The sequence below is a fragment of the Xanthomonas arboricola pv. juglandis genome, from assembly GCF_905367715.1.
Taxonomy (GTDB): domain Bacteria; phylum Pseudomonadota; class Gammaproteobacteria; order Xanthomonadales; family Xanthomonadaceae; genus Xanthomonas; species Xanthomonas arboricola.
On the sequence record NZ_HG999362.1, the window covers coordinates 2,095,879 to 2,116,895 of the forward strand.

Here is a 21,017-nt window from a genome sequence, read left to right on the forward strand (position 1 = left end):
TGATGCCTTCAGAAATATTAGGTTTGCCCTGTTGCTTGTTTATTAGGTCCGACCTAATATGGCTCGCATGGACAGCCAAACCCCCTTGCAGAAAGCAATCGTCGTCGCCGGATCGCAACAGAACTTGGCGAACCAGTTGGGCATTCGCTCGGCATCTATCAGCGAGTGGAAGTCGCGTGGCCGCATTCCAGTGGAGCGCGTCCGATCGATCGAGTCGGTAACGGGCATCAGCAAGCACGAACTGCGGCCCGACATCTTTGGCCCCAGTCCATTTCCAGCTTTTTCTGAGCAAGGCGACAGCGTGGAGCAGGTCAGCGCTGGCATCACCAAGCGCGCGCTGCGCGCAAAGCTCGGCCTTTCGAACGACGCCGGCCTGGCAGTGCTGCTGAAGCTTCCGCGCGACCGGGTCGAGGCCTGGGGCGAGGACGCGCCGCTGCCCGCGCTGCCCACCGTCCTGGCGCTGGTGGCCACGCAGCCGACCGAGGAACCAAAGGCTCCGTCCGATCTGGACGCAGAGCGAATCGTCCCCGTGGAGGTGGCCTGAGATGCGCGCGCTGCCTATTCGCAAAGCCGTGCCCCTCCGAGTCCGCCTGTCGTTGAACTGGCCGGTGATGAAAGTGCTTGGCTTGCTGGCATGGCCGCACACATACCTTGAGGGCCACCGGATGAGGTGGATCTTCAGCGAAGGCGAATACGACACCGCTTCAGCATCTGAAGAAGCATCACGCGATGCATATCCCGGCATTCCGACCGTGTCCGTAGACAGCGACTGCAGGGTCAACGGGCTGATGTATCTCCCGCTGCCGCTTTCAATGTCTGCGACACCTGCTTCGCGATGCGTAACTGTTCCGCCAGTGTCTCCTCCCGCAAAGGGTAGTGGAGCGCTGTTGCCTCGCCTGCTTCGATGGCTTCGTCGAGGTGTCCAGTGATCGCCGCCGCTGGCTTGCCCCAGTGGCGCGCCATGGTCAGGACGACCAGGTGCAACCCGTTCGCTCTCCCCAGCGTGATCGCAAATTCCGTCTGCAGCCGCGCTAGCTCGGTTTCCAGCTGCGCAATCCGTTCTTTTTCGTCCATGTCGCCCTCCTTGCGGGCAGTCGTTGGAGCCGTGGGGGCACCAGCGTACCGCGCTGAGGGCGACGCCATTTTGATGCGTTCCGGCTGAGGCCGGTGCTGTTCCAGAGCAGTTGTTCTCCATGGCCGTGATGTTGCCGGCCGCCGTCACTCAAGAAAACGTTTAGGACAGACCCTGATGAACATTCACGTTGCAGCACTCCACACGGTGAAGCTGTATCCCGGCGGTGCTGAGGCACTTGCTCCGAGTCTGCTCACACGAAATCGGCAAGGCGAACCGCACCAGATGTCCGGTGCGATGCTCCGAAACAAGGTCAACATCAATAGCTCAGCGCACCATCTGACATGGGCTGAGGCCGACCAGATTCTGTCCGTTACGGGTGATCACCGGATGCTGCATGCCCTGGCGGGCGAGCATGGGTACGTGCTGCAGAAGATCGATCCAGAGACATCAGGCAGCCTGATGGATGGGTTCTTGTCCGTAAGCGCGGTGAAAGGTGCTATCGCAGTTGAGTTGTCGGAAATGCTCGCTGATCTGATGGTCAGCAGTAACGAGGCAGCCAATTTCGAACAGCTGTGTCTGAAAGGGCAGGCGGCCCTTGTGCGGCTGGCCGCGCTGGGACGTGCCGCCGCCGAAGCGGGAGCGCGCTGATGTCCTGGGGATCGAAGCATCCGTTGGTGCTGAAGTCGCTGCAGGCGACACCGGACGGCCTGAAAGGTCCTTCGCTGGACAAGGCAGCGCGTGCCCGCTCAATGGCCGACTCCACGCAGCTCATGAGGGAAACCGCGGGTTTCACACGCCGGGCAACCACGAACCCGTCCCTGCGCGCTCTGCTCACCGCACGCATCAAGGATCTCGACAAGCGAGTCGCCCATTGGGAAGCGGTCGCCGAGGAAGCGGAGAAGGAAGCGGCGCAGGCAGCAGCGCAAGGCGGCGATCAATGAAATCCACAGCTTATCCACAGAAAAGGGCCCTGCGCGCTCGTGGACCTCTTGTGCACCATCTGCTCGGTCATCAAGAGCCAGTTCGAAACATGTCGCGACGTCAGGTGTGGGATCTGTTGAAGCAAGGCTGCAACGCGGCCGAGATTGCAGCTGCAGCGCATGTGAGTGACGCGGTGGCCTCGTCCATGATCGACGAGGCACTGGGCCGCGTGCGCGGCGAATCGCTGCGCGAGCAGGATCGTCAGCTGGCCGACCATCGCGTGGGCCACGCGCTCGGCGGCGTGGTGATCAGCCTATGAGCACCATCATCATGTCGCAGTGCTGGCCGCTGCAGGGCCTGAGCGGTCCGCAAAAAGCGGTGCTCATCTCCATGGCCGACCAGGCCAATGACGACGGCGTGTGCTGGCCGGCCGTCGGCACGATTGCACGCCGGTGCTGTTTGTCCGAGCGCGCCGTGCGCAGCGCCATGGATCACCTGGAAGCCGTGGGCATCCTGGCGCGGGAGCGCCGGTTCAACAGCAGCTCGAATTACACGGTCACGCCTGCCAAGTACGACGAATCGAAGTCGCCGGCAAAGGGCAAGCGCAAGGTCGGAAAGGCAGCAATTTCGGGTACTGCACCGGGCGCAGGGGATGCGCCCCATGCAGGGGGTGCGCCCGCTGCACCTCAGGGTGCGCCCGCTGCAGGGGGTCCGGCACCGGGCGCAGGTCTGGACCTGCACGGGGCGCCGCCTAACCGTCATATAACCCTCATTGAACCGTCAGATGAACCGTCATCTCCGGCGGGCCATGCGGCGCCGCCGGCAGCCGATGCCGATGCCGAGACGGAGCTGCAGGCGGCATGCCGATGCACGTGGGCTGCGTACGCCGCTGCGTATCGGCACCGCCACCACGTCACCCCGGTGCGGAACGCCAAGGTCAACGCCAACGTCAAGCAGCTGGTCCAGCGCCTCGGGCACACCGAAGCCCCGCTGGTGGCCGAGTGGTTCCTGACCGTCAACGAGCGCTACGTGGTGCAGGGCCTGCACGACCTCGGGCTGTTGCTGGCCAAGGCCGAGGCGTACCGCACGCAGTGGGCCACCGGCCGAACGATGACGCAGACCCGGGCGCAGCAGACCGATCGCACCGAATCCAACTTCAGCGCCGCTGCCGAAGCGAAAGCGCTGCTCAACGCTCGGAGGAGCACCAATGCTCAGTAACCAGCAGCAGGACAAGCTGATCGATCTGCTCGTGGCCACGGCCGAGGTGATCGGCGACGAAATCCGCCCGATGGCTGCAGCTCTGATGGCCGATGACCTGTCGGTCTACCCGATGGGTGCTCTGGATACCGCGCTGGCTCAATGCCGCCGCGAGTTGAAGGGGCGGCTGTCGCTGGCGGCCATCATCGAGCGCATCGACGACGGCCATCCGACGCCGAACGAAGCATGGGCGACAGCCATCCTCGCGGCCGATGAGCGCAACACGGTGGTGTGGACAGGGCAGATGCAGGCCGCTTGGGCGGTGGCGCAGTCGCTGATGAACATGGGTGACAAGATCGCCGCACGCCAGGCGTTCCTCGAAGCGTATGCGCGGCTGGTGAAAGAGGCGCGCGCTGCACACCAGCCTGCAGCGTACGACGCGTCGATCGGTTTCGACGTGGCCGGGCGTGACGCGGCGCTGCGGCAGGCAGTCGCGCGCGGGCAGCTCACCCACGAGGCGGTGCAGAGCCATCTCAAGATCGAGGGCCCGGAGCCTGCATTCAATCCGGTGGCTCTGTTGAGCGGCACCGTGCAGGTCTCCGGTTCTGCATCGCCCAAGATGCGCGAGCGCCTGGAAGAGCTTGCCGACCTGCTCGACAGCAAGCCGCTGCTGAAGGGGGCCGCATGAAGGCCTATCCCGCCCGCGTTCGCGAATGGCTCAAGGCCAACCCGGGCGCGCATTCGCCGCGCGTGATCTTGGACTGCATGAGCATCGCCCAGGGTGCCGAAAATCGCCGGCCGTACTACAGCGCCATCAAAGACAACGCCGACGCCGGTTACCTCAAGCGCGTCGGCAACGGGCCGCGCCCGGCATACGCATTCGTGTGCGATCCGCCGCCGCACGAGGGCGAGAGCCTGTCCCGGGTCGAGAAGCACCGCGCCTACATGCGCCAGCGGCACCTCGATAACGGCGGGCGCACGATGGCGGAGCGGCGCCAGGACGAGGCGCTGCAGAAGGCGGCGCGCGCGGAAAGGCTGGCGCAGGAGAAGGCGGAGCGGCTGGCCGTTCGCCAAGCGGCAAGAGAGGCCAAGCAGCAGGCCCGGCTCGCGGCCAAGACGAAGCCGGTGCGATCGCCGAAGGGCTACACGGTCATCCCGATCCGCGCTTCCGTGCTCGGTCGGCCAGTTGCCGCTCGGCCGCCGGTGCAGACCGTCGACGACTGGATCCGCGCCGGCGGGCAGGTAACCCGTCTGCCTGGTGTCGAGCAGTACATCCCCGATCGGAGTAACGCATGAGCTACGTCATTGGTATCGATCCGGGCTGCTCGGGCGCATTGGTCGTGCTGCAAAGCGCCGCGCAGCCTCTTCCGGTCGAGTGGATCCGAATGCCCACCCTCAAGGTCGGCCAGTCAACGCGGGTAGACGCCGCAGCAGTGGCCCGCTTCCTTCAGGACTTCGACACCGGCCACGTCTTCATTGAACAGGTGCATGCGATGCCTAAGCAGGGTGTGTCGAGCGTCTACACCTTCGGGCACGCGGCCGGGGTTGTGGAGGGCGTGACAGCGGCCCTGATGCTGCCGGTGACGCTGGTCACCCCGCAGGCATGGAAGAAGCGCGCCGGGTTGATCGGATCGGAGAAGGACGCCGCGCGCAGCCGCGCCATCCAGCTGTGGCCGCGCTGGGTTGATCTGGGCGAGAAGGCGGCCGGCCAAGCCTTCGCAGATGCAGCGCTGATCGCGCGGTATGGGAGCCAGTCATGAGCCAACTGACCATTGCAAACACCGAAATTCGCCGGGATGCGGAAGGGCGCTACTGCCTCAACGACCTGCACCGCGCTGCCGGCGGGCAGAAGCGGCACCAGCCGGCCAACTGGCTGCGAATGGACCAATCCCAGGCTCTTGCCCACGAGATCGACCGCTCCTCAGATGTGAGGAGCGTATTGAGCACGGCTGGCGGAACGGTGCAAGGCACCTTCGTCGCTAAGGAGCTCGTCTACGCGTACGCAATGTGGATCAGCCCGGCATTTCACCTGCAGGTGATCCGGGCCTACGACCAGATGGTAACGGCGCCGAGCTCTGACCCATTGGTACTGCTGTCGGACCCGGCCGCTCTGCGTGGGCTGCTTGCCAGCTACGCCGGCCGCGTTGAAGAGCTGGAACCCAAGGCTGCGGCCCTGGACCGCATCGCCACTGCTGAGGGCACGCTGACGCTGCGCGAGGCCGCCAAGGCCTTGCAAGTTCCTGAGCGCAAGTTCCTGGAAATGTTGCAGCTGAAGCTGTGGATCTATCGCCACCCTTTCTCCGCCACTTTCTTCGCCTACGCCGGCCCGCTGCGTAATGGGTTGCTCTGGCACAAGGTTTTCGTTGGCACCAAGCCGGACGGCAGCGAGCTGGTCCGCACGCAGGTGCGTGTCACCGCGAAGGGCCTCACCAACCTGGCCAAGGCGCTGAGCGCGCCGTCCGCGCTTTCCACCGTTACGCACCACTGAGGCCCCGATGAGCGAAGACCTGATTTCCAACCAGCCCGCGCCGCAGCCGCGCCGCATGAAGCAGCCGACCAAGGACGTGCTGCGCGCCAACTTGGGCAGCAACCTGCAGAAGCTGATCGAGGTCAGCAGCGAGAACGCGCGCTTTCGCGCGAGCTGGTGCTGGCCGCTGTACGTCTGGACGCAGCGCCTGCGCACCGCGTTCGGCCGCGGTGGGAACGGCCGGGCATGACTGCGCCGGCCAAACGCTCGGCCTGGGCGCGCAGCCAAGCCAGCCAGATCCGTGCGCGGCTCGACGGCATCCACAGCAAGCCGGCCATTGGCGAGCGTGAGCGCAGAAGCAAAAGCGCGGCGATCCAGGCCAACGAATACCAGGCCCGCAAGTTCGAACGCATCGCGGCAGCAGCAGAGAAGAGGGGGAATTGATGGATACGAACACCAACACAGCCGACCCGCGCGCCGCGCGCCACGAGTTCGAGTCGCTGGACGACGCGACGCACTGGTTGCTGCTGCAGGGCGCCCGGTGGGCAAACGTGCACGTCGACGGCCAAGTGTGGTGCCTGGGCCGGGACGGCAGCGCGGAGCCGGTGCAGGGGAGGGCCTGACCATGGCCGAGTTCGACAGCTTCACCGAGGCGACGCGCTCCGACCTGGAATGGTGGGGCTCCGAGTTCGCGCTGCACCGGGACTTCGACTACCTGGGCCTGGCCAGCAAGAACATGCTGCAGGTGCTGATCGAGCACCGCGGCGAGATGCCGCCGCCTAACGTCGGGTTCAAGCCGCTGGAGGTGGACGCCCGCGCCCAGCGCGTGGAGGACGTGATCGGCGGCATCGCCCGGCAGGATGTGGTCATGGCCTGCGTGCTGCGGGGCTACTACTGCGGGCGCGGCCGCAAGAATTTCGAGCGCATGGAGACGGCGAACAACCTGATCGCCAACGCCGGGCACGCTCCGCTGCGCCAGGGCGCCTACCTGACCCTGCGCGCGGCCGGGTTCGAGCTGGTCGGCCGGCGCCTGCGCCCGAACGCGCTCCGCCCGCTGCTGCAGGTGGTCGCATGAGCTGGGGTGAATTCGTCAGAGACACGAAAGGGCAGCCAGTGCCGCCGTGCGGGTGCGCGACCTGCTGGCCGGTCACCCTGTGTGACGCACGCATGGTGGTGTGCTCCGAGTGCGGCAACAAACGCTGCCCGCACGCGAACGACCACCGTAACCCATGCACCGGCAGCGCGGCCGAGAAGATGCTGGCTTATCAGGAGGGGCGATGATCATCTCGAACGCACTACGCAAGAGCGCCGGCCACCACGAGGCGCACTGCATGCTCAACATCGCAGGGGTGTGCGACGGGCAGGGCTGCATGCTCTGCCACATTCGCATCGCTGGCGAGGTCGGTGGCGCGCAGAAGCCCGACGATGTGTGCGCCACGTTCGGCTGCGGCGCATGCCATCGCGCATTTGACTCAAACGGCACCACGCATGGTCTCAAGCGGGGCAGCGAAGACTGGCTGTTCTACGCCTTGCGCGGCATGGCTCGCACGCTGCGCTGGTGGCACCAACACGGATTCCTAGACATCAAGGGGGCAGCATGAACGAGATCGAGAAGCGGGCGCGGGAGTTTTTGGCAGCTGAGGTTGATCTAGACGCTGAATTAATGCCTGAAATCGAAGGAGCAAGAGAGGTAGCAGCCAGCATCCGCGATGGCGGCGACGGCAAATTGCTTTTCGTACCTACCGCGCTCCGCGCCATCATCGCCGCGCTGTCCCAGCAGCAGGCCGGATACATCGACGCTTTCTACGAGGTGGCCGAAATGCTCGGCATCGGCGCGCGGGTTCGAATTCCCGGCACCGACGAAGGCTCACCTAAGCACGTATGGGAAACCGAAATGCGGCCAATGCTCATGGATGCGTTGCGCCGAAACGATGAGGAGCGCGTCTACCACGCCACCTTGCAGAGGTTCGGCTATGCGCTCGGCCTGCCTGCTGGCAGCGACCTGACGACCCAGTGCATACCGGCGATTGATGAATTGCGCCGCGCTACGGGACGGTATCGGTGGCTTCGTGATGTGCACATAGGTGATGAGCCGCATTACATAAACCTGGCCAGCGGCCCGAAGCACGGCCTTGATTCCGCCATTGACGCCGCCATGCTCGCCGCCAAGCCGGAGTACTCAGCATGAAGATGGCTGATCGAATCCAGGCTGGCATCGAGTACTCGGCATACGGCGCGGGCGTGGTGGTGTTTGTTGCTGGAAAGCATCAGGTCGCCGCCGGTCTGTTCGCATTTGCCTGCTACTGGCGTCTGCAGCGCTATCTCGGGAAAGGCGCATGAAGCGCGCGCTGAAGCGGTGGTGGGTGTACCTGGCGGCGGTGCCGCTGGCGGACGGGAAGAGCGCGTTCCGCCTCGGTCGGGCTGTGGACCTGGCGGCCACGCTGAAGCAGGTGCAGGAAGCATGCCCGGCGCGCATCGCAAAGGTCTGGACCATGCCCACCTGCAGCGAACGTGCGGCGCACGCGGCTGTTGCTGGCATGGCGTCAGCTCTCGGCGAGTACTGGCAGCACGGATCGTGGCTGCACATGCGCACGGATCAGGAGGCCGACAAGGGCGCAATGCGCAGCGCGATGGAGGCTGCCGGCGCGCATGCGGACTGGCCCGACGGAGCCGGCGGGCAGTGCTGGCGTGAGGTCGGGATGGACGGACGAAAAATATGCTTGACACCCAGGGGTAAATAAGTAAATTGAGCGCATTGGTGAGAAGAACGCCTCCAGTAAAAACATCTCCGAAGATGCCGGCGCAAGCCGGTTTTTTTATGCCCGAACTGATCAAACTCACCAATGGCGGGTTTGCTCTGGTCGACGAAGAAGATGTGTCTCGCGTGTCTAGTCGTGACTGGCGGAAAATGCGTGACAAGGACAAGGTCTATGCCGTATCCGGCAGCGGGGAAAACCTGGTTCTGATGCACCGGTTGCTGGCTTCTCCGAAGGCTCATCAGCTCGTTGACCATCGGAATGGGGTCGGGCTCAACAACACGCGACGTAATCTTCGAGTGTGCGACCACGCTGAAAACAGTTGGAACCGCCGGCCGCGCGCTGATTCCGAATCCGGGTACAAGGGCGTGACTGCTCTGCATCGCTCAGGCGGGGGCGTGCGCTGGCTGGCTGAGATAACCATTAGAGGGGAAAGAAAGCGGCTTGGGACCTTCGGCACCGCTAAAGCGGCCGCTGAGGCGTACAAGAAGGCTTCTATCAAAAGTCACGGCGATTTCTCGTATTTCATAGCTAGAGCAAGTCTTTCGAGTCGGTAGTCACAGTTGATGCAGATCCAAGCAACCGGCCAGCCGTGAGGCTCCCCGCTGGAGTCGCATAGAAGGGGCGCTCCGTGACGGCGGCGCCTCAGCGACGCATCAACTGTGCCGGCTCAACAATCACGCAGGTTGGGTTGGCAGATGCCGGCCGATGAAGGGCTGGGAACGGCCGCCTGCAAATTCTCAAGCCCCGCCATCTGGTGGGGCTTTCGCGTTTATGGAGCATTGAATGCAGCTGACCGCCCAACAACTGAAGCAGGCGGTGGGTTGCTCCGACCAGACTGCGGAGCGCTGGATCGAGCCGATCAGCGAGGCGTGCCGCCTGTATGGCATCAGCACGCCGCGCCGCGTGGCCGCGTTCCTGGCGCAGGTCGGCCACGAGTCGACCGGTCTCAGCGCCGTGGTTGAAGGTCTGAACTACAGCCTCGAAAACCTGATCAAGGCTTGCAAGCGCGCGAAGGAAAACAGCCGCTGGCGGTCGTTGCTGCCAAGGGCAAAGGAACTGGCGCGCAACTCGGTGGGCTTGGGCAATGCGGCGTATGCGAACCGCCTGGGCAATGGAGACGAAGCGAGCGGCGACGGCTATCGATACCGCGGCCGCGGCCCGATCCAGAACACGGGCCGCGCCAATTACGCCGGCATGCGCGACACGCTGCGCGCCAAGGGCGTGCGGGACGTGCCGGACTTCGAGAAGCAGCCGGAGGCGCTGGAGCAGCCCAAGTGGGGCGCACTGGCTGCCGCGGCCTTCTGGGATACGCGCAATCTCAATACGCTGGCCGACGCTGGCCGGTTCGACGACATCACCGAGCGCGTCAACGGTGGGCAGAACGGCGCCGCCGATCGACGTGCGCGATACGCCAAGGCGCTGAAGGCGCTCGGAGCATGATGGTGCCGGACCTCGACGACGCCACCCTGTTGGCTGCGGAGCGTCAATCGCTCGACGAGGCAGTGGTGCTGCTGCAGGAGTGCTGGGGGCGCACGTCGCGCCCGCGCCGCGATGCGCGGAACGTCCTGCGGCTTGGCTACGGCCGTGCCATCGAGACACGCGAACAGAGCGAACGGGTGGCCACGCTGGAGCTGACCGAGGACGTCATGGAAGCGCAAGAGACACTGCGCGGCCGCTTCTTCGAACTGCTGGCGGTGCACCCCGAGATGCGCCGATCGCTGCCGTACATCATCGCGATCGCCGACATTATCGGCGCCGAGCTGGTGCGCGACGCGACGGACCTGTGGGCCGCGGCGCGGCGCGGCGACTGGCTGGAGTTCGGTTCGGTTATCCAGGAATTTCGCTGGGAGCTTTTCAGCGATGCAACCGAGCGCGACAAGCGCGCGGTGTCGCGGCTGGTAATGCGGTTGGCCATGGGCGCCGCGAGCCTGCCGACATGACCTTCGCGCGCTACACGCTGGCGCAGGCGCGCGGCGGTCTTGCAGTGCTCGTTATCGCCACGAATCTGATCATCCTCGCGGCGATGCTGGGAATCTCGATACCGGCCGGCAACAAGGACATCGTGCTGCTGCTGGTCGGCGGCTTGGTCAACCTGACCGGCATCGTCGGCGGCTACTACTTCGGTTCCAACAGCGCGAGGAAAGCAGGTGGCTGACCGCTGGGACCGTGGATTGCCGCCACGCGATCCGCCTGGCTGGCTGATCACCGCGCTGTGCGGCGTGCTGCTGGCCGCGCTGGCCTGGATCTGGATCACCTACACCAACACCAATACGAGGGCTTGAGATGGACGACAAGAGCATCGAGCAGGAAATCCAGGACAAGGGCCTGACCGCGCCGCGTGTGCTGCTGGCGGACATCGAGGCATCAATCGCCAGCGAGCACTTTTTCAACGCGCAGCAAGGCGTGTGGGGTGCGCATCCAGGCTTCGATCCGCAGCCGGCCCCGTGCGAGGAGCTGGGGCTGGTGACGATCTGCGTCCTGGTGCTGACCAACGGGCATCGCATCGTGGGCGTGAATGGAGGCCCGGTGGTTGCCGCCAACTTCGACGCCGATATCGGCCGCAAGCTGGCGCGGCAGAACGCGTTCGATCAGGTGTGGCCGCTGCTGGGCTTCCGGCTGCGCGACAAGCTGTCCGAGCAGGACGTGGCCGCGCGCAACAAGTCCAGCCATGACATGCAGTTGAACGCCAGCAGCGGGATTACGTACTGCACCCGCTGCGGAGAAGTTGCCCCCGGCACGAAGCGATCGTGCGACGAGCGGCTGGCGCGGTGACCATGAACCGCATAGCGATTGCCATCATCGCCGCGCTGGTGTGGTCGGGCGCCATGTTCGGTGCCGGCTGGGCCTGGCGCGGTGATCGGGCCGAGGCGGCAGTGGCCACAGGCGAGGCCGCAACTGGTAAGCAGGCCTTACAAGTTGAGCAGGCCGCGCGCGCCACCGAACACAAACAGGCCGAGGTGCTGGCCGACATTGGAGCCAAGCATGAAAACGACCGGCAGGCGGCCCAGGCCGTCCCTGATGCTGTTGTGGCTGACCTGCGCATCGGTGCTCTCAAGCTGCGGGACGGTTGGGCCAGCTGTGAAACCCAGCGCCTCACCGAAGCCGCAGCCGGCACCCGCGAACGTGATGCGGGAACCCAGCGCCGAGAAGAGTTTGCGGGCCGAATTGTTCGAATCGGGCGTGACGCCGACGACCAGCTCCGTGCCTGCCAAGCCGTAGTGCTGGCCGACCGGACGTTTCTCACCGCTGGGCACAGGGGTGGACAGAGCGCGGATGCAGTTCTCGGTGCGCAAAGCGGCGCGGACCTGAACAGATCCATCAATGTTCATGTTCCACGATCGTGGAACATGAACGGAGACGTTAACCTGAACGGCGAAGCTGAATATGAACGAAAAGCTGACCCGTTCAGGTTGGCCGGGGACCCTGGCGCGTCGGCGGTCCTACCGCGGGGAATTCGGACCCCGGTGCGCGACAGTATTTCGGCCCCTAGGGATGCTCCACCACAGGTAGGCCAAAAGTGAAGAAATCCCCGGGGAAAACCCGCAATTCAGGGCAGGGCGCGCTGTACATCAGGTAAGACATGGCTGACATCCGGGACTTCTCGCCAGGTTGGTCGATTGCCAGGCTGGCGGACGAGTTCGGGATGGACCGGCGCACCGCTGCAAAGCGGCTCCGGGAAGCCGGCGTACCGCCGTCTGGCAAGCGCGGCACCAACGACATCTATCGGCTCGCCGATGCTGCGCCCGCACTGGTAAGCCCGAATGGCGCCAGCGGATCAGAGCAAATTCTCGATCCACGCGACCTGCCTCCTATGGAGCGGCGCGCCTATTACCAGTCCGAAAACGAACGGCTCAAGGTCGAGACAACCACCGGCTTGCTGGTGCCGGCGGCGGAGGTGGAAGCCGATTACGCCGAGCTGGTGAAAAAAGTTGTCCAGTTCTTCGACACGTTGCCGGACGTGCTGGAGCGAAAGCTATCGCTGAGTCCGGAGCAGGTCATCAAGGCCCAGGAGGAATGCGACCGCGTCCGACAGTCGATGTATGAGGCAATCAGCGATGAGCCAGTACGCGACCGCGCGTGAGGTCAGGCTCGGTGTAGCCGAGATGATCCGGCCGCCGCGCCGGGTGCGCGTAAGCGATGGGGCAAAGTCGCTCCACATCGCGAACGCGAGCGGCGCCGCCGGCCCCTGGGATCCGCGCGTTGCGCCGTACATGGTCGAGCCGTTGGACCTGACTGCGAGTCGGCTTTACGAAGCTGTGGTGTTCGTGGGGCCGGCGCGTTCCGGCAAGACGATCGCCCTCATTGATGGCCGGCTGGCGTACACGATCACGTGCAATCCGGCCGACACGATGATCGTGCAGATGTCGAAGGACGCGGCGGAGGATTACAGCAAGACCCGTATATCGCGGGGCATCGCCGCAAGCCCCGATCTCCGCAAGAGGCTCAGCCCGCGGTCGCACGACGACAACATCCTGCTGAAGTTCTTTCGGTCGGGAATGTCGCTGCGCTTCGGTTGGCCATCGGTGTCGATCCTTTCCGGCAAGGACATCCACGACGTCCTGATGACGGACGTGGACAACTACACCGGTGACTTGTCGATCGACGAGGCTTTCGGCCTGGCGCTCAAGCGCACGCAGACCTTCATGTCGGCGGGAATTTGCGTAGCAGAGTCGAGTCCCGCGGCCGATTACACAGACGGCGCGTGGAGGGCGACACACCCGCACCACGCCCCGCCAGCCGCCGGCATCGCCGCGCTTTACATGCGCGGCGATCGCCGGCGGTGGTACTGGCCATGCCCGAGCTGCGGCGAGCGCTTCCAGGCGGCGCCCGGATACGACGGCTTCGCACTGCCGCCGCTTGAGGAGTTGCTGGAGCGCGTGCAGGTCGATGATCTGCAGAAGATGGCCCGGCAGTACTCGCTCCTGCATTGCCCGCACTGCGGTGACGGGCTGTCGCACCGTTGGAAAGCCGGCATGAACGAAGCTGGCCGATGGGTGGGAGAGGGGCAGGAAATTCACCCAGATGGCTCGATTGAAGGCGAGTCGATCGACACGCGCATCGCGAGTTACTGGCTCGGTGGCGTGGCTGCGGTGTATCAGTCCTGGGAATCGCTGATGGAGCGATACCTGCAGGCGCTGCGCACCTTTGCCACGACAGGTGAGGAGAAGCCGCTGAAGTCGACGCACAACGTCGATGGCGCGATCAACTATCTCCCGATGGCGGCGCGTTCGACATCGAACCCGAGCGATATGGAGGACCGCGCAGAGACGTGGCCCGCTGGAGTGGTGCCGCAAGGTGTCAGGTTCCTGCTCGCCACCGTCGACATCCAGGCCAACCGCTTTGTGGTGAAAGTCACTGGATGGGGGCCGGGCGAAGGTGGCGGCTTGGAGCGCTGGGTGGTCGATTGGTTCGCACTGCGCACGTCGCAGCGCGAGGATGGCGCCGGCGGCTTCCTCGGCTTAGAGCCAGCGAAGTACCTGGAAGACTGGGAACGCCTGGTCGACAAGGTCATCCAGCGCCGGTATCAGCTGCAGGACGACACCGGCAGAAGCATGCCGATCCGTGCGGTGGGTATCGACTGGGGTGGCAAGTCGGGAACATCGGTGCGCGCGCTGGAGTTCTGGCGTTCGCTCAAGCTGCGCGGCCTGCATTGGCGCGTCCGCCTGGTGAAGGGCGATCCGAATCGTAACGGCGCGCTGTTCCGCGAGACCTATCCGGACAGCAGCAAGCGCAAAGATCGTAAGTCCGGCTCAGCCGGCGACGTGCCGCAGCTGCTGCTTAACGTCGACAGGCTCAAAGACACCGTCGCGGCCAACGTGAAGCGCGAGCAGCCGGGCCCCGGCTTCTATCACTTCCCGGACTGGCTGCCGACGAGCTACTTCGAAGAGCTGGTCGCGGAAACGCGCACCGCCAAGGGCTGGGAGAACCTGGCGAAGCGACGCAACGAAGCATTCGACCTGGCGGTATACGCAGAGGCGCTCGCGCAGTGGCTGAAGGTCCCTGCAATTCGCTGGGACGCTCCACCGGCGTGGGCAGCAGAGTGGGATCGAAATCCGGAAGTGGTCGTGGGTGAGGTGGCGGAAACCCCGCGCCCGCGCGCTCCGCGTCGTCGGGTTGTACGCAGCAAATACTTGGGACGCTGAGATGGCATTCACGCAAGAACAAATCACCTCGCTGGAATCGGCGATCGCGAGCGGCACGCTGACCGTGCGCTATGGCGATCGGCAGGTGACCTATCACAGCCTGAAGGAGATGCGCAGCCTGCTGACCCAGATGCGCGGCGAGCTCGGCGCAAGCCTTGGTGTGCGGCCCCGACGTCGCACCATGCGCCTGTTCCAATCCGGTACGGGTAATGGCTGAGTTCGAAGGAAGCTACCGCGCAGGTGGAATGGGCAGGCGTTTGCGCCTACTGCCGCCGGTGGTGCAGGGGCCGAATGCTGCCCTGGTCAACTTGCCTACGGTGCTGGCGCGCGCGCGGCACCTTGCACGCAATGACCCGTGGGCTGTCAGCGCGCTCAACAAGAGCGTGTCGAATGGCATTGCCACGGGCATCCAGGCAAAGCCGCTGTGGGGTACCAAGGCGTTCAAGGCTGCGACGTCCAAGCTGTGGAAGCGGTGGATCAAGTACAGCGATGCCGACGGCGTGCTGGACTTCTACGGACAGCAGGCACTGGCGTGGCGGGAGTGGAAGGAAGCCGGCGAGGTGTTCGCACGGATCCGCTTCCGTCGTCCGACAGATGGGCTACCGGTGCCAGTGCAGGTGCAGCTGGTGGAATCCGAGCAGTGCCCGCGCGGGTACTACTCAGTGGCCAGCAACGGCAATGTGATCCGCGAAGGCATCGAGTTCGATGCGATCGGACGCCGCGTGGCGTACTGGATGTATCGCGAGCACCCGGGCGACCAGGCGATGGTGCCGAACGGCCACGAGCTTGTGCGTGTGCCGGCAGAGCAAGTGATCCACCTCTACCGTCCGAACCGGGCCGGCGCGCTGCGCGGCGTGCCCGCATCGGCGGCGGTGCTGCTGCGCATGTTCAATCTCGACCGGCTCGATGACGCTGTCCTCGAGCGTCAGGCCATCGCCAACTTGTTCGCAGGGTTCTACAAGGTTCCCGAGGCACAAGAGGGTGAGCCTGGCGGCGCCACGCCCATGACGGATGACATGCAGACGGGCTTGGATGCCGATGGCACGCCGCTCGCTGGCCTGGAGCCGGCGACGATGCAGGAGCTGCCACCGGGCTACGAGGTCCAGTTCTCGACGCCTCCCGGCGCCGGCACCGATTACGCCGAGTTCCTGCGCGGGCACCTGATGGCGATCGCCGCCGGGCACGACATTCCTTACGAGGTGCTCACCGGTGATCTGCGGAACGTCTCCGACCGCGCGTTGAGGCTGATCCTCAACGAATTCCGCCGGGTGATCGAGTCGGACCAATGGCTCTACATGATCCCGATGTTCTGCCAGCGCGTCCGTGACGCATGGTTTGACCAGGCCGTGCTGGCCGGCCTGCTTGCCGTGCCCGGCTATGCGGACCAGCGCGACGAGGTCACGGAAACGCTATGGGTGCCCGAGGGCTGGCCCTGGAGCCACCCGGTCCAGGACGTGGGCGCAGAAAAGGCCGCCGTGCGCGCCGGCTTCAAGTCTCGCGACAAGGTGATCTTGGGTGCAGGCGAGGATCCCGAGCAGGTGGATACCGAAATCAAGGCGAGCAACGACCGCGCCGACGCGCTCGGGCTGGTGCTCGATAGCGACCCACGCCGCACAAACACATCCGGCGCCGAGCAGTCGCACGGCGAAGACAACGGCAACTCAGGCGCCCCGCAGGGTGCCACCGATGAAGGAAACCCTGATGAGCAATAAGCCTGGCCTCCTCGCGCGGCTGTTCGGCCGCAGCAAGCACCCGGTTGTCGCCTCGCTCGCAACCGCCGCCCTCAACCGGCCATTGCTGGTGCACGCAGGCATGGGCGAGGCACTGATCGGCGCCTATCTCGAAGGCGCGGTGACGAGCGACGACACCCTGCTGAGCTGCGACCGTGTGGTCGTGGGGGCCGACACCAGCGTGGACAACGTGCAGGCCAGCCCGGCGCCTGCCGAGAGCGTTGGTCGTGTCATCGCGGTGATCAACGTCAGTGGCGGTCTGGTCAATCGTCCGATGCCTGGCCCGAGCGGCGGCGGCCCCGTGAGCTACGCAGCTCTGCGCGACGTCTTCGACGAGGCCCTTGCAGACGACAAGGTCGACGCGATCGTCCTGCGCCTGGATTCGCCTGGCGGCATGGCCGCCGGCTGCTTCGACCTCGCCGACCACATCTACGCATCGCGCGGCGTCAAGCCGATCCATGCGCTCGTGGACGACTATGCGTACTCGGCCGCCTACGCGCTGGCCAGTGCGTGCGACCAGATCTGGGTCAGCCGCACCGGTGGCGTCGGTTCGATTGGCGTGGTCGGTTTCCATTACGACTGGAGCGCGAACAACGCGCAGATGGGGCTCAAGGTCACTGCCATCTATGGCGGCGCACGCAAGGTCGACTTCAACCCAAATTTCCCGCTGAGCGAAGAAGCGCAGGCCGACGCCCAGGCCGATATCGACATGCTCTACGGCTTGTTCGTCAGCACCGTGGCGCGCAACCGCGGTATGGACGAAGCGGCTGTGCGCGCGACGGAGGCGGGAACCTTTCGAGGCACCTCCGCCGTCGCTGCCGGCTTTGCCACGCGTCTGGGTACGTGGGACGACATGGTTGCCGAGTTGGGTACTCCGGACGCTGATGCGCCACCGCAGCCGGGTGACGACGAAGAGGCCGACGACGCAGCCGCTGCCGTGGCTACTGCGGGCCGAGTCGAGCTGGCCGCACCGCGACCTGCGGCCTTGGCCGCCGCCAGCGATGAAACCGCAGCAGAGCGTGCGGCTGCAATCGAGAGTCGCGTGATTGCCGCGAGCACACTGCCCGCCGATCTGCAGATGGCGCTTATCCGGCGCGGCCCGATCACCGGCCAGACGCCGGAGGACGCCGTGGCCTATGCGACGAGCGTGCGTGATGCCTGCGCAGCTGCAATGCGCGGCGGCGAATCCCTGGCGGCGGACTACGTCGAGAAAAACACCGATTTGAGCGCGGTGCGCTCCCAGCTCCTGGCTCTGAAGGCCGAGGAAGGGCGCGTCGCGCAGATCGTTACCACTCTTCCGGCGTCGGACGCCGCGAAGCGGGAGGCTGAAGTGAAGGCCTCCCTCAATCCCGCAACCATCTACCAAAAACGAGGTAACTGAAGATGGAGCTTTACATCAATGGCGTCCGTAACGCCGAGTTTCTGCTGTCCGAAAGCAACGGCCAGCGCAGCCGCGAGCTGATCGTCATTCCCGCTGGCCAGGGCAACCTGGTCGCCGGCACGCTGCTCAAGGCCGATAACACGAAGGCCGCCGACGGCGCCGACGCGGTCAAGGTCCTGTATGGCGCGGTCGACGCGTCGACCGAGGCCGTCAAGGCCACGGCGATCGCCCGCGACGCGGAGGTGCACGGCGAGCTGTTGAGCTGGGCTAGCGACACCACTGCCGATGAAAAGCTGCTGGCCGTGCAGAGCCTGGAGCAGGCCGGCATTTCGGTCCGCTGGACGTTCGTGCCGATCAAGTCGGGTGCCGCGCACCACATCGAGTTCGTCCAGGTGCCCGTCGGCGGTGCCGCTGGCGCGCCCATCGGGCCAGTGGTCGCGCACATCAAGGATGTGTTCGGTGCATTGGTCAACGGCAGCGCTGCATCGGTCACCCTGACCAAGACCGCGGGCGGCGGGGCGCTCACCGGTGGCGGCGCCAAGGCTGCGGTCGACGGTGTGGTGACCTGGCCGACCGTGTCCTTCAGCGTGGCCGGCACCTTCACCCTGACCGCTGCATCGGCCGGGCTGACCTCCGACGTCAGCGACGAGATCGTGATCACCGCCGCGGCCTGATCAACCCGCATTCGGCACCACTCCAGCCCCGCGAAAGCGGGGCTTTCTATTTGCCTCAAGGAAACCAATCATGGATCTGCAAACCCTCCTGGCACTTGGTGTTTTGAGCCCTGGCGCTCTGAACGCCTATGTCAACAATCTGCCGGCGACGCCCACGCGCATCGCGCAGCTCGGCCTGTTCACCGAAGCGGGTCTGGTCGGCACCAACATCGTCAAGGTCGGCATCAACGGCGCAAAGCTGGTGCTGGTGCCGAATGTTCCGCGCGGCGCGCCGGCGCAGCCCAAGGCGCTTGCCCGTGGCAACGTCCGGATCTTCGAGACCGCGCATCTGCCGCAGCGCTCGACGGTCATGGCCGACGAGCTGCTGAATGTGGTGCGTGACGATGATCCTGCGGGCGAGAGCGTTGCGGCAGTCATCAACGCGCTGCAGGTCATTCACCGCCGCGACGTCGACTACACCATCGAGTACCACCGCATCGGCGCCATCCGCGGCCAGGTGCTCGATGCCGACGGCTCGGTGATCTGGGACATGTACGACGAGTTCGGCGTGGAGCAGGTCACCATCCCCTTCGGCCTGGGGACCGATGCCACCAAGGTGCGCAGCAAGTCGCTGGCGGTCAAGCGCGCCATCGAGCTCGAACTGGGTGGCGTTCCCTACAGCGGCGTACGTGTCCTGTGCAGCCCGGAGTTCTTCGATGCGCTGATCGATCACAAAGACGTGCGTGACGCCTACGCGCGCTGGCAGGACGGCGCGGCGCTGCGCAATGACGTCCGCGCTGGCTTCGAACTGGGCGGCGTGGTCTATGAAGAGATGGTCGGCGGCCTGGGCAATCAGCCGTTCATTCCGGCCGGCGAAGCGCTGGCGTTCCCGCTCGGTGTGCCCGATATGTTCATCACCCGGTTCGCGCCGGCGGACTACATGGAGACGGTCAAGGGCATCGGCCTGCCGTACTACACCAAGCTCGAGCCGCTGCGGATGAACAAGGGTGTGGACATGGAGAGCCAGTCCAACCCGATCAACCTCAACACCCGCCCGCGTGCGGTGATCCGCCTGAAGGCCAGCGGCAACGCCTGATCAAGTAGCCCGGCGCGTGATGCGCGCCGGGCTGCGCTGAGGGACGCATGAGCCAGATCAAGATCGATGTCGACGCCGACAACATGCTCGGCCGGCAGTTCACCGCGCTCGAGCGTGATCAATTGCCCTTCGCAATCGTCCAGGCATGTAATGCCACCGCATTCGAAATTCGGGAGACGTGGAAACGCACCGCGCCCCGTGTCTTCGATAGCCCCGCGCCGCTGACCATCAATGCGGCGATGTACCGCAAGGCGACGAAGCAGCGTCTTTTCGCCGAGATTTTCCTGCGCGACGAGGCCTTCAAGGGCACGCCGCCAGCCAAGTACCTGCTTGCCGAGGTGGAAGGCGGTAGCCGTCGAAAGAAGGGTATCGAAGTACTACTGCAGGCCAAAGGGCTCATGCCGGCAGGACAGTTCGCAGTGATCGGCCGCGGCGCCACCCCAGACCAGTACGGCAACGTGCGCGGCAGCCAGGTGACGGCGATCTTGTCGCAGCTGCAGGCGCAACGCGACCGCTACCAGAACGAAAACCGGGAGAGCAGCGTCAGTGTGCGGCGCCGGCAATCGCGGAAAAAGCGTGGGGGGCAGTACTTCGCCATTACGAAGCAACGAGGCCGCCTCAAACCTGGCATCTACGAGCGCATCAATACCGGGTTCGGCAGCGCCGTCCGAAGCATCTTCATTTTCACCAAGCAGGCGACCTACAAGCCGCGCTACGACATCTTCGGGCTGGCCCAGCGCACCTGGCACAAGCTGATGCCGTTCTATTTCAACCGTGAGCTGGAGAAGGCCATCCAGACCGCAATCACCAAGGTGCAACGATGAGCCAGCGCGATTTTCTGTGCCGCTTCGATGCCACAGCGTTTGCCGTATTCAACGGCGCCGGCCTCGCGGACAGGGCTGTCTACACAGCCCCTGGCGGCGCCCAACTGCCGTGCACGGTCACCATCGACCGCGATGTCGCCAACTTCGGCGACGACGAAGCTCCGGTGAGCGCGCCCCAAACGCTCGTCACTTTCCAGCGGGCGGAGGTGGAGCCGGTTCGTTTTGCACGCCTGGCACTGGACGGTGAGGTGTTCGTGCTTGACCAGCGGATCCGGCAGGACGAGTCGATCAGCCAGTGGGTGGTCGCCAATGGCTAGCCCGCGGCAGCAGCTGCGCGCCGCCATCGGCGCATGCGTGCAGCGGATCACCAAGGCGAATGGCTTTTCGACCGATGTCGGGCTTGCCTTCACCCTTGAGCCGGGCCAAGTCGATGCTGACGAGGCTGCCGTTTTGACGGTGCTTGTGACCAAACAGCAGCGAGCAAGCCAGGCCGCGCTGGTGCGGACGCATCGGCTGACGACGGTGGTGGTGGTCGTCAAGGTGCCCGCCGCGCTGGATGAAGCACAGGCCGCGCTGGATGCCGCCATCTCGGACGTAGAAGAGGCGATGTCGGATCAGCAGGGGAAATACCCGGTCGGCATCGAATTCCCGCAGTACCTATCGATGGAACCCGTGAAGCCCGATGCCGGTGCCGGCTGGGTGGGGGCCGTCGTGTCCTACCAATCCCACATCCCCAAGTAACCCGCCGCCCAAGCGGCATCACCACAGAGG

The 21,017-nt window shown here is 65.1% G+C and carries 35 protein-coding genes; 33 read left to right on the plus strand and 2 right to left on the minus strand.

Annotated elements, in window-relative coordinates:
- Positions 1–67: 67 nt before the first annotated feature.
- Positions 68–544 (plus strand): transcriptional regulator, encoded by a 477-nt coding sequence (locus KHN93_RS09210; RefSeq protein WP_212579438.1) that lies wholly within the window; start codon positions 68–70, stop codon positions 542–544.
- 233 nt (positions 545–777) lie between these two features.
- Here the strand turns inward: KHN93_RS09210 and KHN93_RS09215 are convergent, their stop codons facing one another.
- A complete protein-coding gene (locus tag KHN93_RS09215) occupies positions 778–1,074 on the minus strand; it encodes a hypothetical protein (protein WP_212579439.1) in 297 nt (98 codons plus the stop codon).
- Positions 1,075–1,249: 175 nt separating this feature from the next.
- Here KHN93_RS09215 and KHN93_RS09220 point away from each other — a divergent pair, with 175 nt between their 5' ends.
- From KHN93_RS09220 to KHN93_RS09320, 22 genes are all read left to right on the plus strand, one after another.
- Positions 1,250–1,723 (plus strand): phage regulatory CII family protein, encoded by a 474-nt coding sequence (locus tag KHN93_RS09220; protein WP_212579440.1) that lies wholly within the window; start codon positions 1,250–1,252, stop codon positions 1,721–1,723.
- A complete protein-coding gene (locus KHN93_RS09225; protein WP_212579441.1) occupies positions 1,723–2,016 on the plus strand; it encodes a hypothetical protein in 294 nt (97 codons plus the stop codon). Before KHN93_RS09220 ends, KHN93_RS09225 begins: the two co-directional genes overlap by 1 nt.
- 89 nt (positions 2,017–2,105) lie before the next feature.
- Entirely contained in the window at positions 2,106–2,315 is a 210-nt protein-coding gene (locus KHN93_RS09230) for a hypothetical protein (protein WP_212579442.1), read from the plus strand.
- Entirely contained in the window at positions 2,312–3,214 is a 903-nt protein-coding gene (locus KHN93_RS09235) for a helix-turn-helix domain-containing protein (RefSeq protein ID WP_212579443.1), read from the plus strand. Before KHN93_RS09230 ends, KHN93_RS09235 begins: the two co-directional genes overlap by 4 nt.
- A 31-nt stretch (positions 3,215–3,245) precedes the next feature.
- Positions 3,246–3,881 carry a hypothetical protein gene (locus KHN93_RS09240; RefSeq protein ID WP_244812228.1) on the plus strand — a complete coding sequence of 212 codons (636 nt, stop codon included), beginning with the start codon at positions 3,246–3,248 and terminating at the stop codon, positions 3,879–3,881.
- Entirely contained in the window at positions 3,878–4,489 is a 612-nt protein-coding gene (locus KHN93_RS09245) for a hypothetical protein (protein ID WP_212579445.1), read from the plus strand. The genes KHN93_RS09240 and KHN93_RS09245 overlap by 4 nt, the downstream gene beginning before the upstream one ends.
- Complete coding sequence (locus tag KHN93_RS09250) at positions 4,486–4,953, plus strand: crossover junction endodeoxyribonuclease RuvC (RefSeq protein ID WP_212579446.1); 468 nt, start codon at positions 4,486–4,488, stop codon at positions 4,951–4,953. Before KHN93_RS09245 ends, KHN93_RS09250 begins: the two co-directional genes overlap by 4 nt.
- On the plus strand, positions 4,950–5,681 hold the full coding sequence (locus KHN93_RS09255) for a KilA-N domain-containing protein (protein ID WP_212579447.1): 732 nt from the start codon (positions 4,950–4,952) through the stop codon (positions 5,679–5,681). The genes KHN93_RS09250 and KHN93_RS09255 overlap by 4 nt, the downstream gene beginning before the upstream one ends.
- A gap of 7 nt (positions 5,682–5,688) precedes the next feature.
- On the plus strand, positions 5,689–5,910 hold the full coding sequence (locus KHN93_RS09260; RefSeq protein WP_102256232.1) for a hypothetical protein: 222 nt from the start codon (positions 5,689–5,691) through the stop codon (positions 5,908–5,910).
- Positions 5,907–6,104, plus strand: coding sequence for a hypothetical protein (locus KHN93_RS09265; protein WP_102256231.1), 198 nt, complete (start codon positions 5,907–5,909; stop codon positions 6,102–6,104). The genes KHN93_RS09260 and KHN93_RS09265 overlap by 4 nt, the downstream gene beginning before the upstream one ends.
- The gene (locus KHN93_RS09270) at positions 6,104–6,283 is read left to right on the plus strand and encodes a hypothetical protein (RefSeq protein WP_212579448.1); all 180 of its coding nucleotides are present in this window, start codon (positions 6,104–6,106) and stop codon (positions 6,281–6,283) included. The genes KHN93_RS09265 and KHN93_RS09270 overlap by 1 nt, the downstream gene beginning before the upstream one ends.
- A gap of 2 nt (positions 6,284–6,285) precedes the next feature.
- Positions 6,286–6,735 carry a hypothetical protein gene (locus KHN93_RS09275; RefSeq protein ID WP_212579449.1) on the plus strand — a complete coding sequence of 150 codons (450 nt, stop codon included), beginning with the start codon at positions 6,286–6,288 and terminating at the stop codon, positions 6,733–6,735.
- 202 nt (positions 6,736–6,937) lie between these two features.
- Positions 6,938–7,261 (plus strand): nuclease domain-containing protein, encoded by a 324-nt coding sequence (locus KHN93_RS09280; RefSeq protein ID WP_212579450.1) that lies wholly within the window; start codon positions 6,938–6,940, stop codon positions 7,259–7,261.
- On the plus strand, positions 7,258–7,848 hold the full coding sequence (locus tag KHN93_RS09285; RefSeq protein ID WP_212579451.1) for a hypothetical protein: 591 nt from the start codon (positions 7,258–7,260) through the stop codon (positions 7,846–7,848). The genes KHN93_RS09280 and KHN93_RS09285 overlap by 4 nt, the downstream gene beginning before the upstream one ends.
- Positions 7,845–8,000, plus strand: a complete 156-nt coding sequence (locus KHN93_RS09290) for a hypothetical protein (protein WP_212579452.1) — start codon at positions 7,845–7,847, stop codon at positions 7,998–8,000. The genes KHN93_RS09285 and KHN93_RS09290 overlap by 4 nt, the downstream gene beginning before the upstream one ends.
- Complete coding sequence (locus KHN93_RS09295; protein ID WP_212579453.1) at positions 7,997–8,401, plus strand: hypothetical protein; 405 nt, start codon at positions 7,997–7,999, stop codon at positions 8,399–8,401. Before KHN93_RS09290 ends, KHN93_RS09295 begins: the two co-directional genes overlap by 4 nt.
- A gap of 77 nt (positions 8,402–8,478) precedes the next feature.
- Complete coding sequence (locus KHN93_RS09300) at positions 8,479–8,973, plus strand: AP2 domain-containing protein (RefSeq protein ID WP_212579454.1); 495 nt, start codon at positions 8,479–8,481, stop codon at positions 8,971–8,973.
- A gap of 229 nt (positions 8,974–9,202) precedes the next feature.
- Positions 9,203–9,859 (plus strand): glycoside hydrolase family 19 protein, encoded by a 657-nt coding sequence (locus KHN93_RS09305; RefSeq protein WP_212579455.1) that lies wholly within the window; start codon positions 9,203–9,205, stop codon positions 9,857–9,859.
- Positions 9,856–10,359: a hypothetical protein gene (locus KHN93_RS09310; protein ID WP_102256225.1), complete on the plus strand. Its 504-nt coding sequence runs from the start codon at positions 9,856–9,858 to the stop codon at positions 10,357–10,359. Before KHN93_RS09305 ends, KHN93_RS09310 begins: the two co-directional genes overlap by 4 nt.
- The gene (locus KHN93_RS09315) at positions 10,356–10,574 is read left to right on the plus strand and encodes a hypothetical protein (protein WP_212579456.1); all 219 of its coding nucleotides are present in this window, start codon (positions 10,356–10,358) and stop codon (positions 10,572–10,574) included. The genes KHN93_RS09310 and KHN93_RS09315 overlap by 4 nt, the downstream gene beginning before the upstream one ends.
- Positions 10,567–10,701 (plus strand): hypothetical protein, encoded by a 135-nt coding sequence (locus KHN93_RS21670; RefSeq protein WP_280518762.1) that lies wholly within the window; start codon positions 10,567–10,569, stop codon positions 10,699–10,701. The genes KHN93_RS09315 and KHN93_RS21670 overlap by 8 nt, the downstream gene beginning before the upstream one ends.
- 1 nt (position 10,702) lies before the next feature.
- Complete coding sequence (locus tag KHN93_RS09320) at positions 10,703–11,191, plus strand: Gp49 family protein (protein ID WP_212579457.1); 489 nt, start codon at positions 10,703–10,705, stop codon at positions 11,189–11,191.
- 137 nt (positions 11,192–11,328) lie between these two features.
- Here the strand turns inward: KHN93_RS09320 and KHN93_RS09325 are convergent, their stop codons facing one another.
- Positions 11,329–11,748: a hypothetical protein gene (locus tag KHN93_RS09325; RefSeq protein ID WP_212579458.1), complete on the minus strand. Its 420-nt coding sequence runs from the start codon at positions 11,746–11,748 to the stop codon at positions 11,329–11,331.
- A gap of 251 nt (positions 11,749–11,999) precedes the next feature.
- Here KHN93_RS09325 and KHN93_RS09330 point away from each other — a divergent pair, with 251 nt between their 5' ends.
- The 10 genes from KHN93_RS09330 to KHN93_RS09375 all read left to right on the plus strand — a co-directional run bounded on the left by KHN93_RS09330 (position 12,000) and on the right by KHN93_RS09375 (position 20,987).
- Positions 12,000–12,500: a DUF1441 family protein gene (locus KHN93_RS09330; RefSeq protein WP_104568561.1), complete on the plus strand. Its 501-nt coding sequence runs from the start codon at positions 12,000–12,002 to the stop codon at positions 12,498–12,500.
- Positions 12,475–14,562, plus strand: a complete 2,088-nt coding sequence (locus KHN93_RS09335) for a terminase gpA endonuclease subunit (RefSeq protein ID WP_126962530.1) — start codon at positions 12,475–12,477, stop codon at positions 14,560–14,562. Before KHN93_RS09330 ends, KHN93_RS09335 begins: the two co-directional genes overlap by 26 nt.
- A 1-nt stretch (position 14,563) precedes the next feature.
- Entirely contained in the window at positions 14,564–14,779 is a 216-nt protein-coding gene (locus KHN93_RS09340; protein ID WP_102256222.1) for a phage head-tail joining protein, read from the plus strand.
- On the plus strand, positions 14,772–16,274 hold the full coding sequence (locus tag KHN93_RS09345) for a phage portal protein (RefSeq protein ID WP_212579459.1): 1,503 nt from the start codon (positions 14,772–14,774) through the stop codon (positions 16,272–16,274). The genes KHN93_RS09340 and KHN93_RS09345 overlap by 8 nt, the downstream gene beginning before the upstream one ends.
- Positions 16,264–17,673: a S49 family peptidase gene (locus KHN93_RS09350; protein ID WP_212579460.1), complete on the plus strand. Its 1,410-nt coding sequence runs from the start codon at positions 16,264–16,266 to the stop codon at positions 17,671–17,673. Before KHN93_RS09345 ends, KHN93_RS09350 begins: the two co-directional genes overlap by 11 nt.
- A 2-nt stretch (positions 17,674–17,675) precedes the next feature.
- Positions 17,676–18,347: a head decoration protein gene (locus KHN93_RS09355; protein WP_033482660.1), complete on the plus strand. Its 672-nt coding sequence runs from the start codon at positions 17,676–17,678 to the stop codon at positions 18,345–18,347.
- A 70-nt stretch (positions 18,348–18,417) separates the two neighbouring features.
- On the plus strand, positions 18,418–19,422 hold the full coding sequence (locus KHN93_RS09360; RefSeq protein WP_212579461.1) for a major capsid protein: 1,005 nt from the start codon (positions 18,418–18,420) through the stop codon (positions 19,420–19,422).
- A gap of 47 nt (positions 19,423–19,469) precedes the next feature.
- Positions 19,470–20,246 carry a hypothetical protein gene (locus KHN93_RS09365; protein ID WP_212579462.1) on the plus strand — a complete coding sequence of 259 codons (777 nt, stop codon included), beginning with the start codon at positions 19,470–19,472 and terminating at the stop codon, positions 20,244–20,246.
- On the plus strand, positions 20,243–20,563 hold the full coding sequence (locus KHN93_RS09370) for a head-tail joining protein (protein ID WP_212579463.1): 321 nt from the start codon (positions 20,243–20,245) through the stop codon (positions 20,561–20,563). The genes KHN93_RS09365 and KHN93_RS09370 overlap by 4 nt, the downstream gene beginning before the upstream one ends.
- Positions 20,556–20,987, plus strand: a complete 432-nt coding sequence (locus KHN93_RS09375; protein ID WP_212579464.1) for a hypothetical protein — start codon at positions 20,556–20,558, stop codon at positions 20,985–20,987. The genes KHN93_RS09370 and KHN93_RS09375 overlap by 8 nt, the downstream gene beginning before the upstream one ends.
- Positions 20,988–21,017: the final 30 nt, after the last annotated feature.

What these genes read in the sequence shown, in the direction of transcription:
- KHN93_RS09210 (WP_212579438.1), top strand. Translation starts at nt 68, where the DNA reads ATGGACAGCCAAACCCCCTTGCAGAAAGCAATCGTCGTCGCCGGATCG.
- KHN93_RS09215 (WP_212579439.1), bottom strand. Translation starts at nt 1,074, where the DNA reads ATGGACGAAAAAGAACGGATTGCGCAGCTGGAAACCGAGCTAGCGCGG.
- KHN93_RS09220 (WP_212579440.1), top strand. Translation starts at nt 1,250, where the DNA reads ATGAACATTCACGTTGCAGCACTCCACACGGTGAAGCTGTATCCCGGC.
- KHN93_RS09225 (WP_212579441.1), top strand. Translation starts at nt 1,723, where the DNA reads ATGTCCTGGGGATCGAAGCATCCGTTGGTGCTGAAGTCGCTGCAGGCG.
- KHN93_RS09230 (WP_212579442.1), top strand. Translation starts at nt 2,106, where the DNA reads ATGTCGCGACGTCAGGTGTGGGATCTGTTGAAGCAAGGCTGCAACGCG.
- KHN93_RS09235 (WP_212579443.1), top strand. Translation starts at nt 2,312, where the DNA reads ATGAGCACCATCATCATGTCGCAGTGCTGGCCGCTGCAGGGCCTGAGC.
- KHN93_RS09245 (WP_212579445.1), top strand. Translation starts at nt 3,878, where the DNA reads ATGAAGGCCTATCCCGCCCGCGTTCGCGAATGGCTCAAGGCCAACCCG.
- KHN93_RS09250 (WP_212579446.1), top strand. Translation starts at nt 4,486, where the DNA reads ATGAGCTACGTCATTGGTATCGATCCGGGCTGCTCGGGCGCATTGGTC.
- KHN93_RS09255 (WP_212579447.1), top strand. Translation starts at nt 4,950, where the DNA reads ATGAGCCAACTGACCATTGCAAACACCGAAATTCGCCGGGATGCGGAA.
- KHN93_RS09260 (WP_102256232.1), top strand. Translation starts at nt 5,689, where the DNA reads ATGAGCGAAGACCTGATTTCCAACCAGCCCGCGCCGCAGCCGCGCCGC.
- KHN93_RS09265 (WP_102256231.1), top strand. Translation starts at nt 5,907, where the DNA reads ATGACTGCGCCGGCCAAACGCTCGGCCTGGGCGCGCAGCCAAGCCAGC.
- KHN93_RS09270 (WP_212579448.1), top strand. Translation starts at nt 6,104, where the DNA reads ATGGATACGAACACCAACACAGCCGACCCGCGCGCCGCGCGCCACGAG.
- KHN93_RS09275 (WP_212579449.1), top strand. Translation starts at nt 6,286, where the DNA reads ATGGCCGAGTTCGACAGCTTCACCGAGGCGACGCGCTCCGACCTGGAA.
- KHN93_RS09280 (WP_212579450.1), top strand. Translation starts at nt 6,938, where the DNA reads ATGATCATCTCGAACGCACTACGCAAGAGCGCCGGCCACCACGAGGCG.
- KHN93_RS09285 (WP_212579451.1), top strand. Translation starts at nt 7,258, where the DNA reads ATGAACGAGATCGAGAAGCGGGCGCGGGAGTTTTTGGCAGCTGAGGTT.
- KHN93_RS09290 (WP_212579452.1), top strand. Translation starts at nt 7,845, where the DNA reads ATGAAGATGGCTGATCGAATCCAGGCTGGCATCGAGTACTCGGCATAC.
- KHN93_RS09295 (WP_212579453.1), top strand. Translation starts at nt 7,997, where the DNA reads ATGAAGCGCGCGCTGAAGCGGTGGTGGGTGTACCTGGCGGCGGTGCCG.
- KHN93_RS09300 (WP_212579454.1), top strand. Translation starts at nt 8,479, where the DNA reads ATGCCCGAACTGATCAAACTCACCAATGGCGGGTTTGCTCTGGTCGAC.
- KHN93_RS09305 (WP_212579455.1), top strand. Translation starts at nt 9,203, where the DNA reads ATGCAGCTGACCGCCCAACAACTGAAGCAGGCGGTGGGTTGCTCCGAC.
- KHN93_RS09310 (WP_102256225.1), top strand. Translation starts at nt 9,856, where the DNA reads ATGATGGTGCCGGACCTCGACGACGCCACCCTGTTGGCTGCGGAGCGT.
- KHN93_RS09315 (WP_212579456.1), top strand. Translation starts at nt 10,356, where the DNA reads ATGACCTTCGCGCGCTACACGCTGGCGCAGGCGCGCGGCGGTCTTGCA.
- KHN93_RS09320 (WP_212579457.1), top strand. Translation starts at nt 10,703, where the DNA reads ATGGACGACAAGAGCATCGAGCAGGAAATCCAGGACAAGGGCCTGACC.
- KHN93_RS09325 (WP_212579458.1), bottom strand. Translation starts at nt 11,748, where the DNA reads ATGAACATTGATGGATCTGTTCAGGTCCGCGCCGCTTTGCGCACCGAG.
- KHN93_RS09330 (WP_104568561.1), top strand. Translation starts at nt 12,000, where the DNA reads ATGGCTGACATCCGGGACTTCTCGCCAGGTTGGTCGATTGCCAGGCTG.
- KHN93_RS09335 (WP_126962530.1), top strand. Translation starts at nt 12,475, where the DNA reads ATGAGCCAGTACGCGACCGCGCGTGAGGTCAGGCTCGGTGTAGCCGAG.
- KHN93_RS09340 (WP_102256222.1), top strand. Translation starts at nt 14,564, where the DNA reads ATGGCATTCACGCAAGAACAAATCACCTCGCTGGAATCGGCGATCGCG.
- KHN93_RS09345 (WP_212579459.1), top strand. Translation starts at nt 14,772, where the DNA reads ATGGCTGAGTTCGAAGGAAGCTACCGCGCAGGTGGAATGGGCAGGCGT.
- KHN93_RS09350 (WP_212579460.1), top strand. Translation starts at nt 16,264, where the DNA reads ATGAGCAATAAGCCTGGCCTCCTCGCGCGGCTGTTCGGCCGCAGCAAG.
- KHN93_RS09355 (WP_033482660.1), top strand. Translation starts at nt 17,676, where the DNA reads ATGGAGCTTTACATCAATGGCGTCCGTAACGCCGAGTTTCTGCTGTCC.
- KHN93_RS09360 (WP_212579461.1), top strand. Translation starts at nt 18,418, where the DNA reads ATGGATCTGCAAACCCTCCTGGCACTTGGTGTTTTGAGCCCTGGCGCT.
- KHN93_RS09365 (WP_212579462.1), top strand. Translation starts at nt 19,470, where the DNA reads ATGAGCCAGATCAAGATCGATGTCGACGCCGACAACATGCTCGGCCGG.
- KHN93_RS09370 (WP_212579463.1), top strand. Translation starts at nt 20,243, where the DNA reads ATGAGCCAGCGCGATTTTCTGTGCCGCTTCGATGCCACAGCGTTTGCC.
- KHN93_RS09375 (WP_212579464.1), top strand. Translation starts at nt 20,556, where the DNA reads ATGGCTAGCCCGCGGCAGCAGCTGCGCGCCGCCATCGGCGCATGCGTG.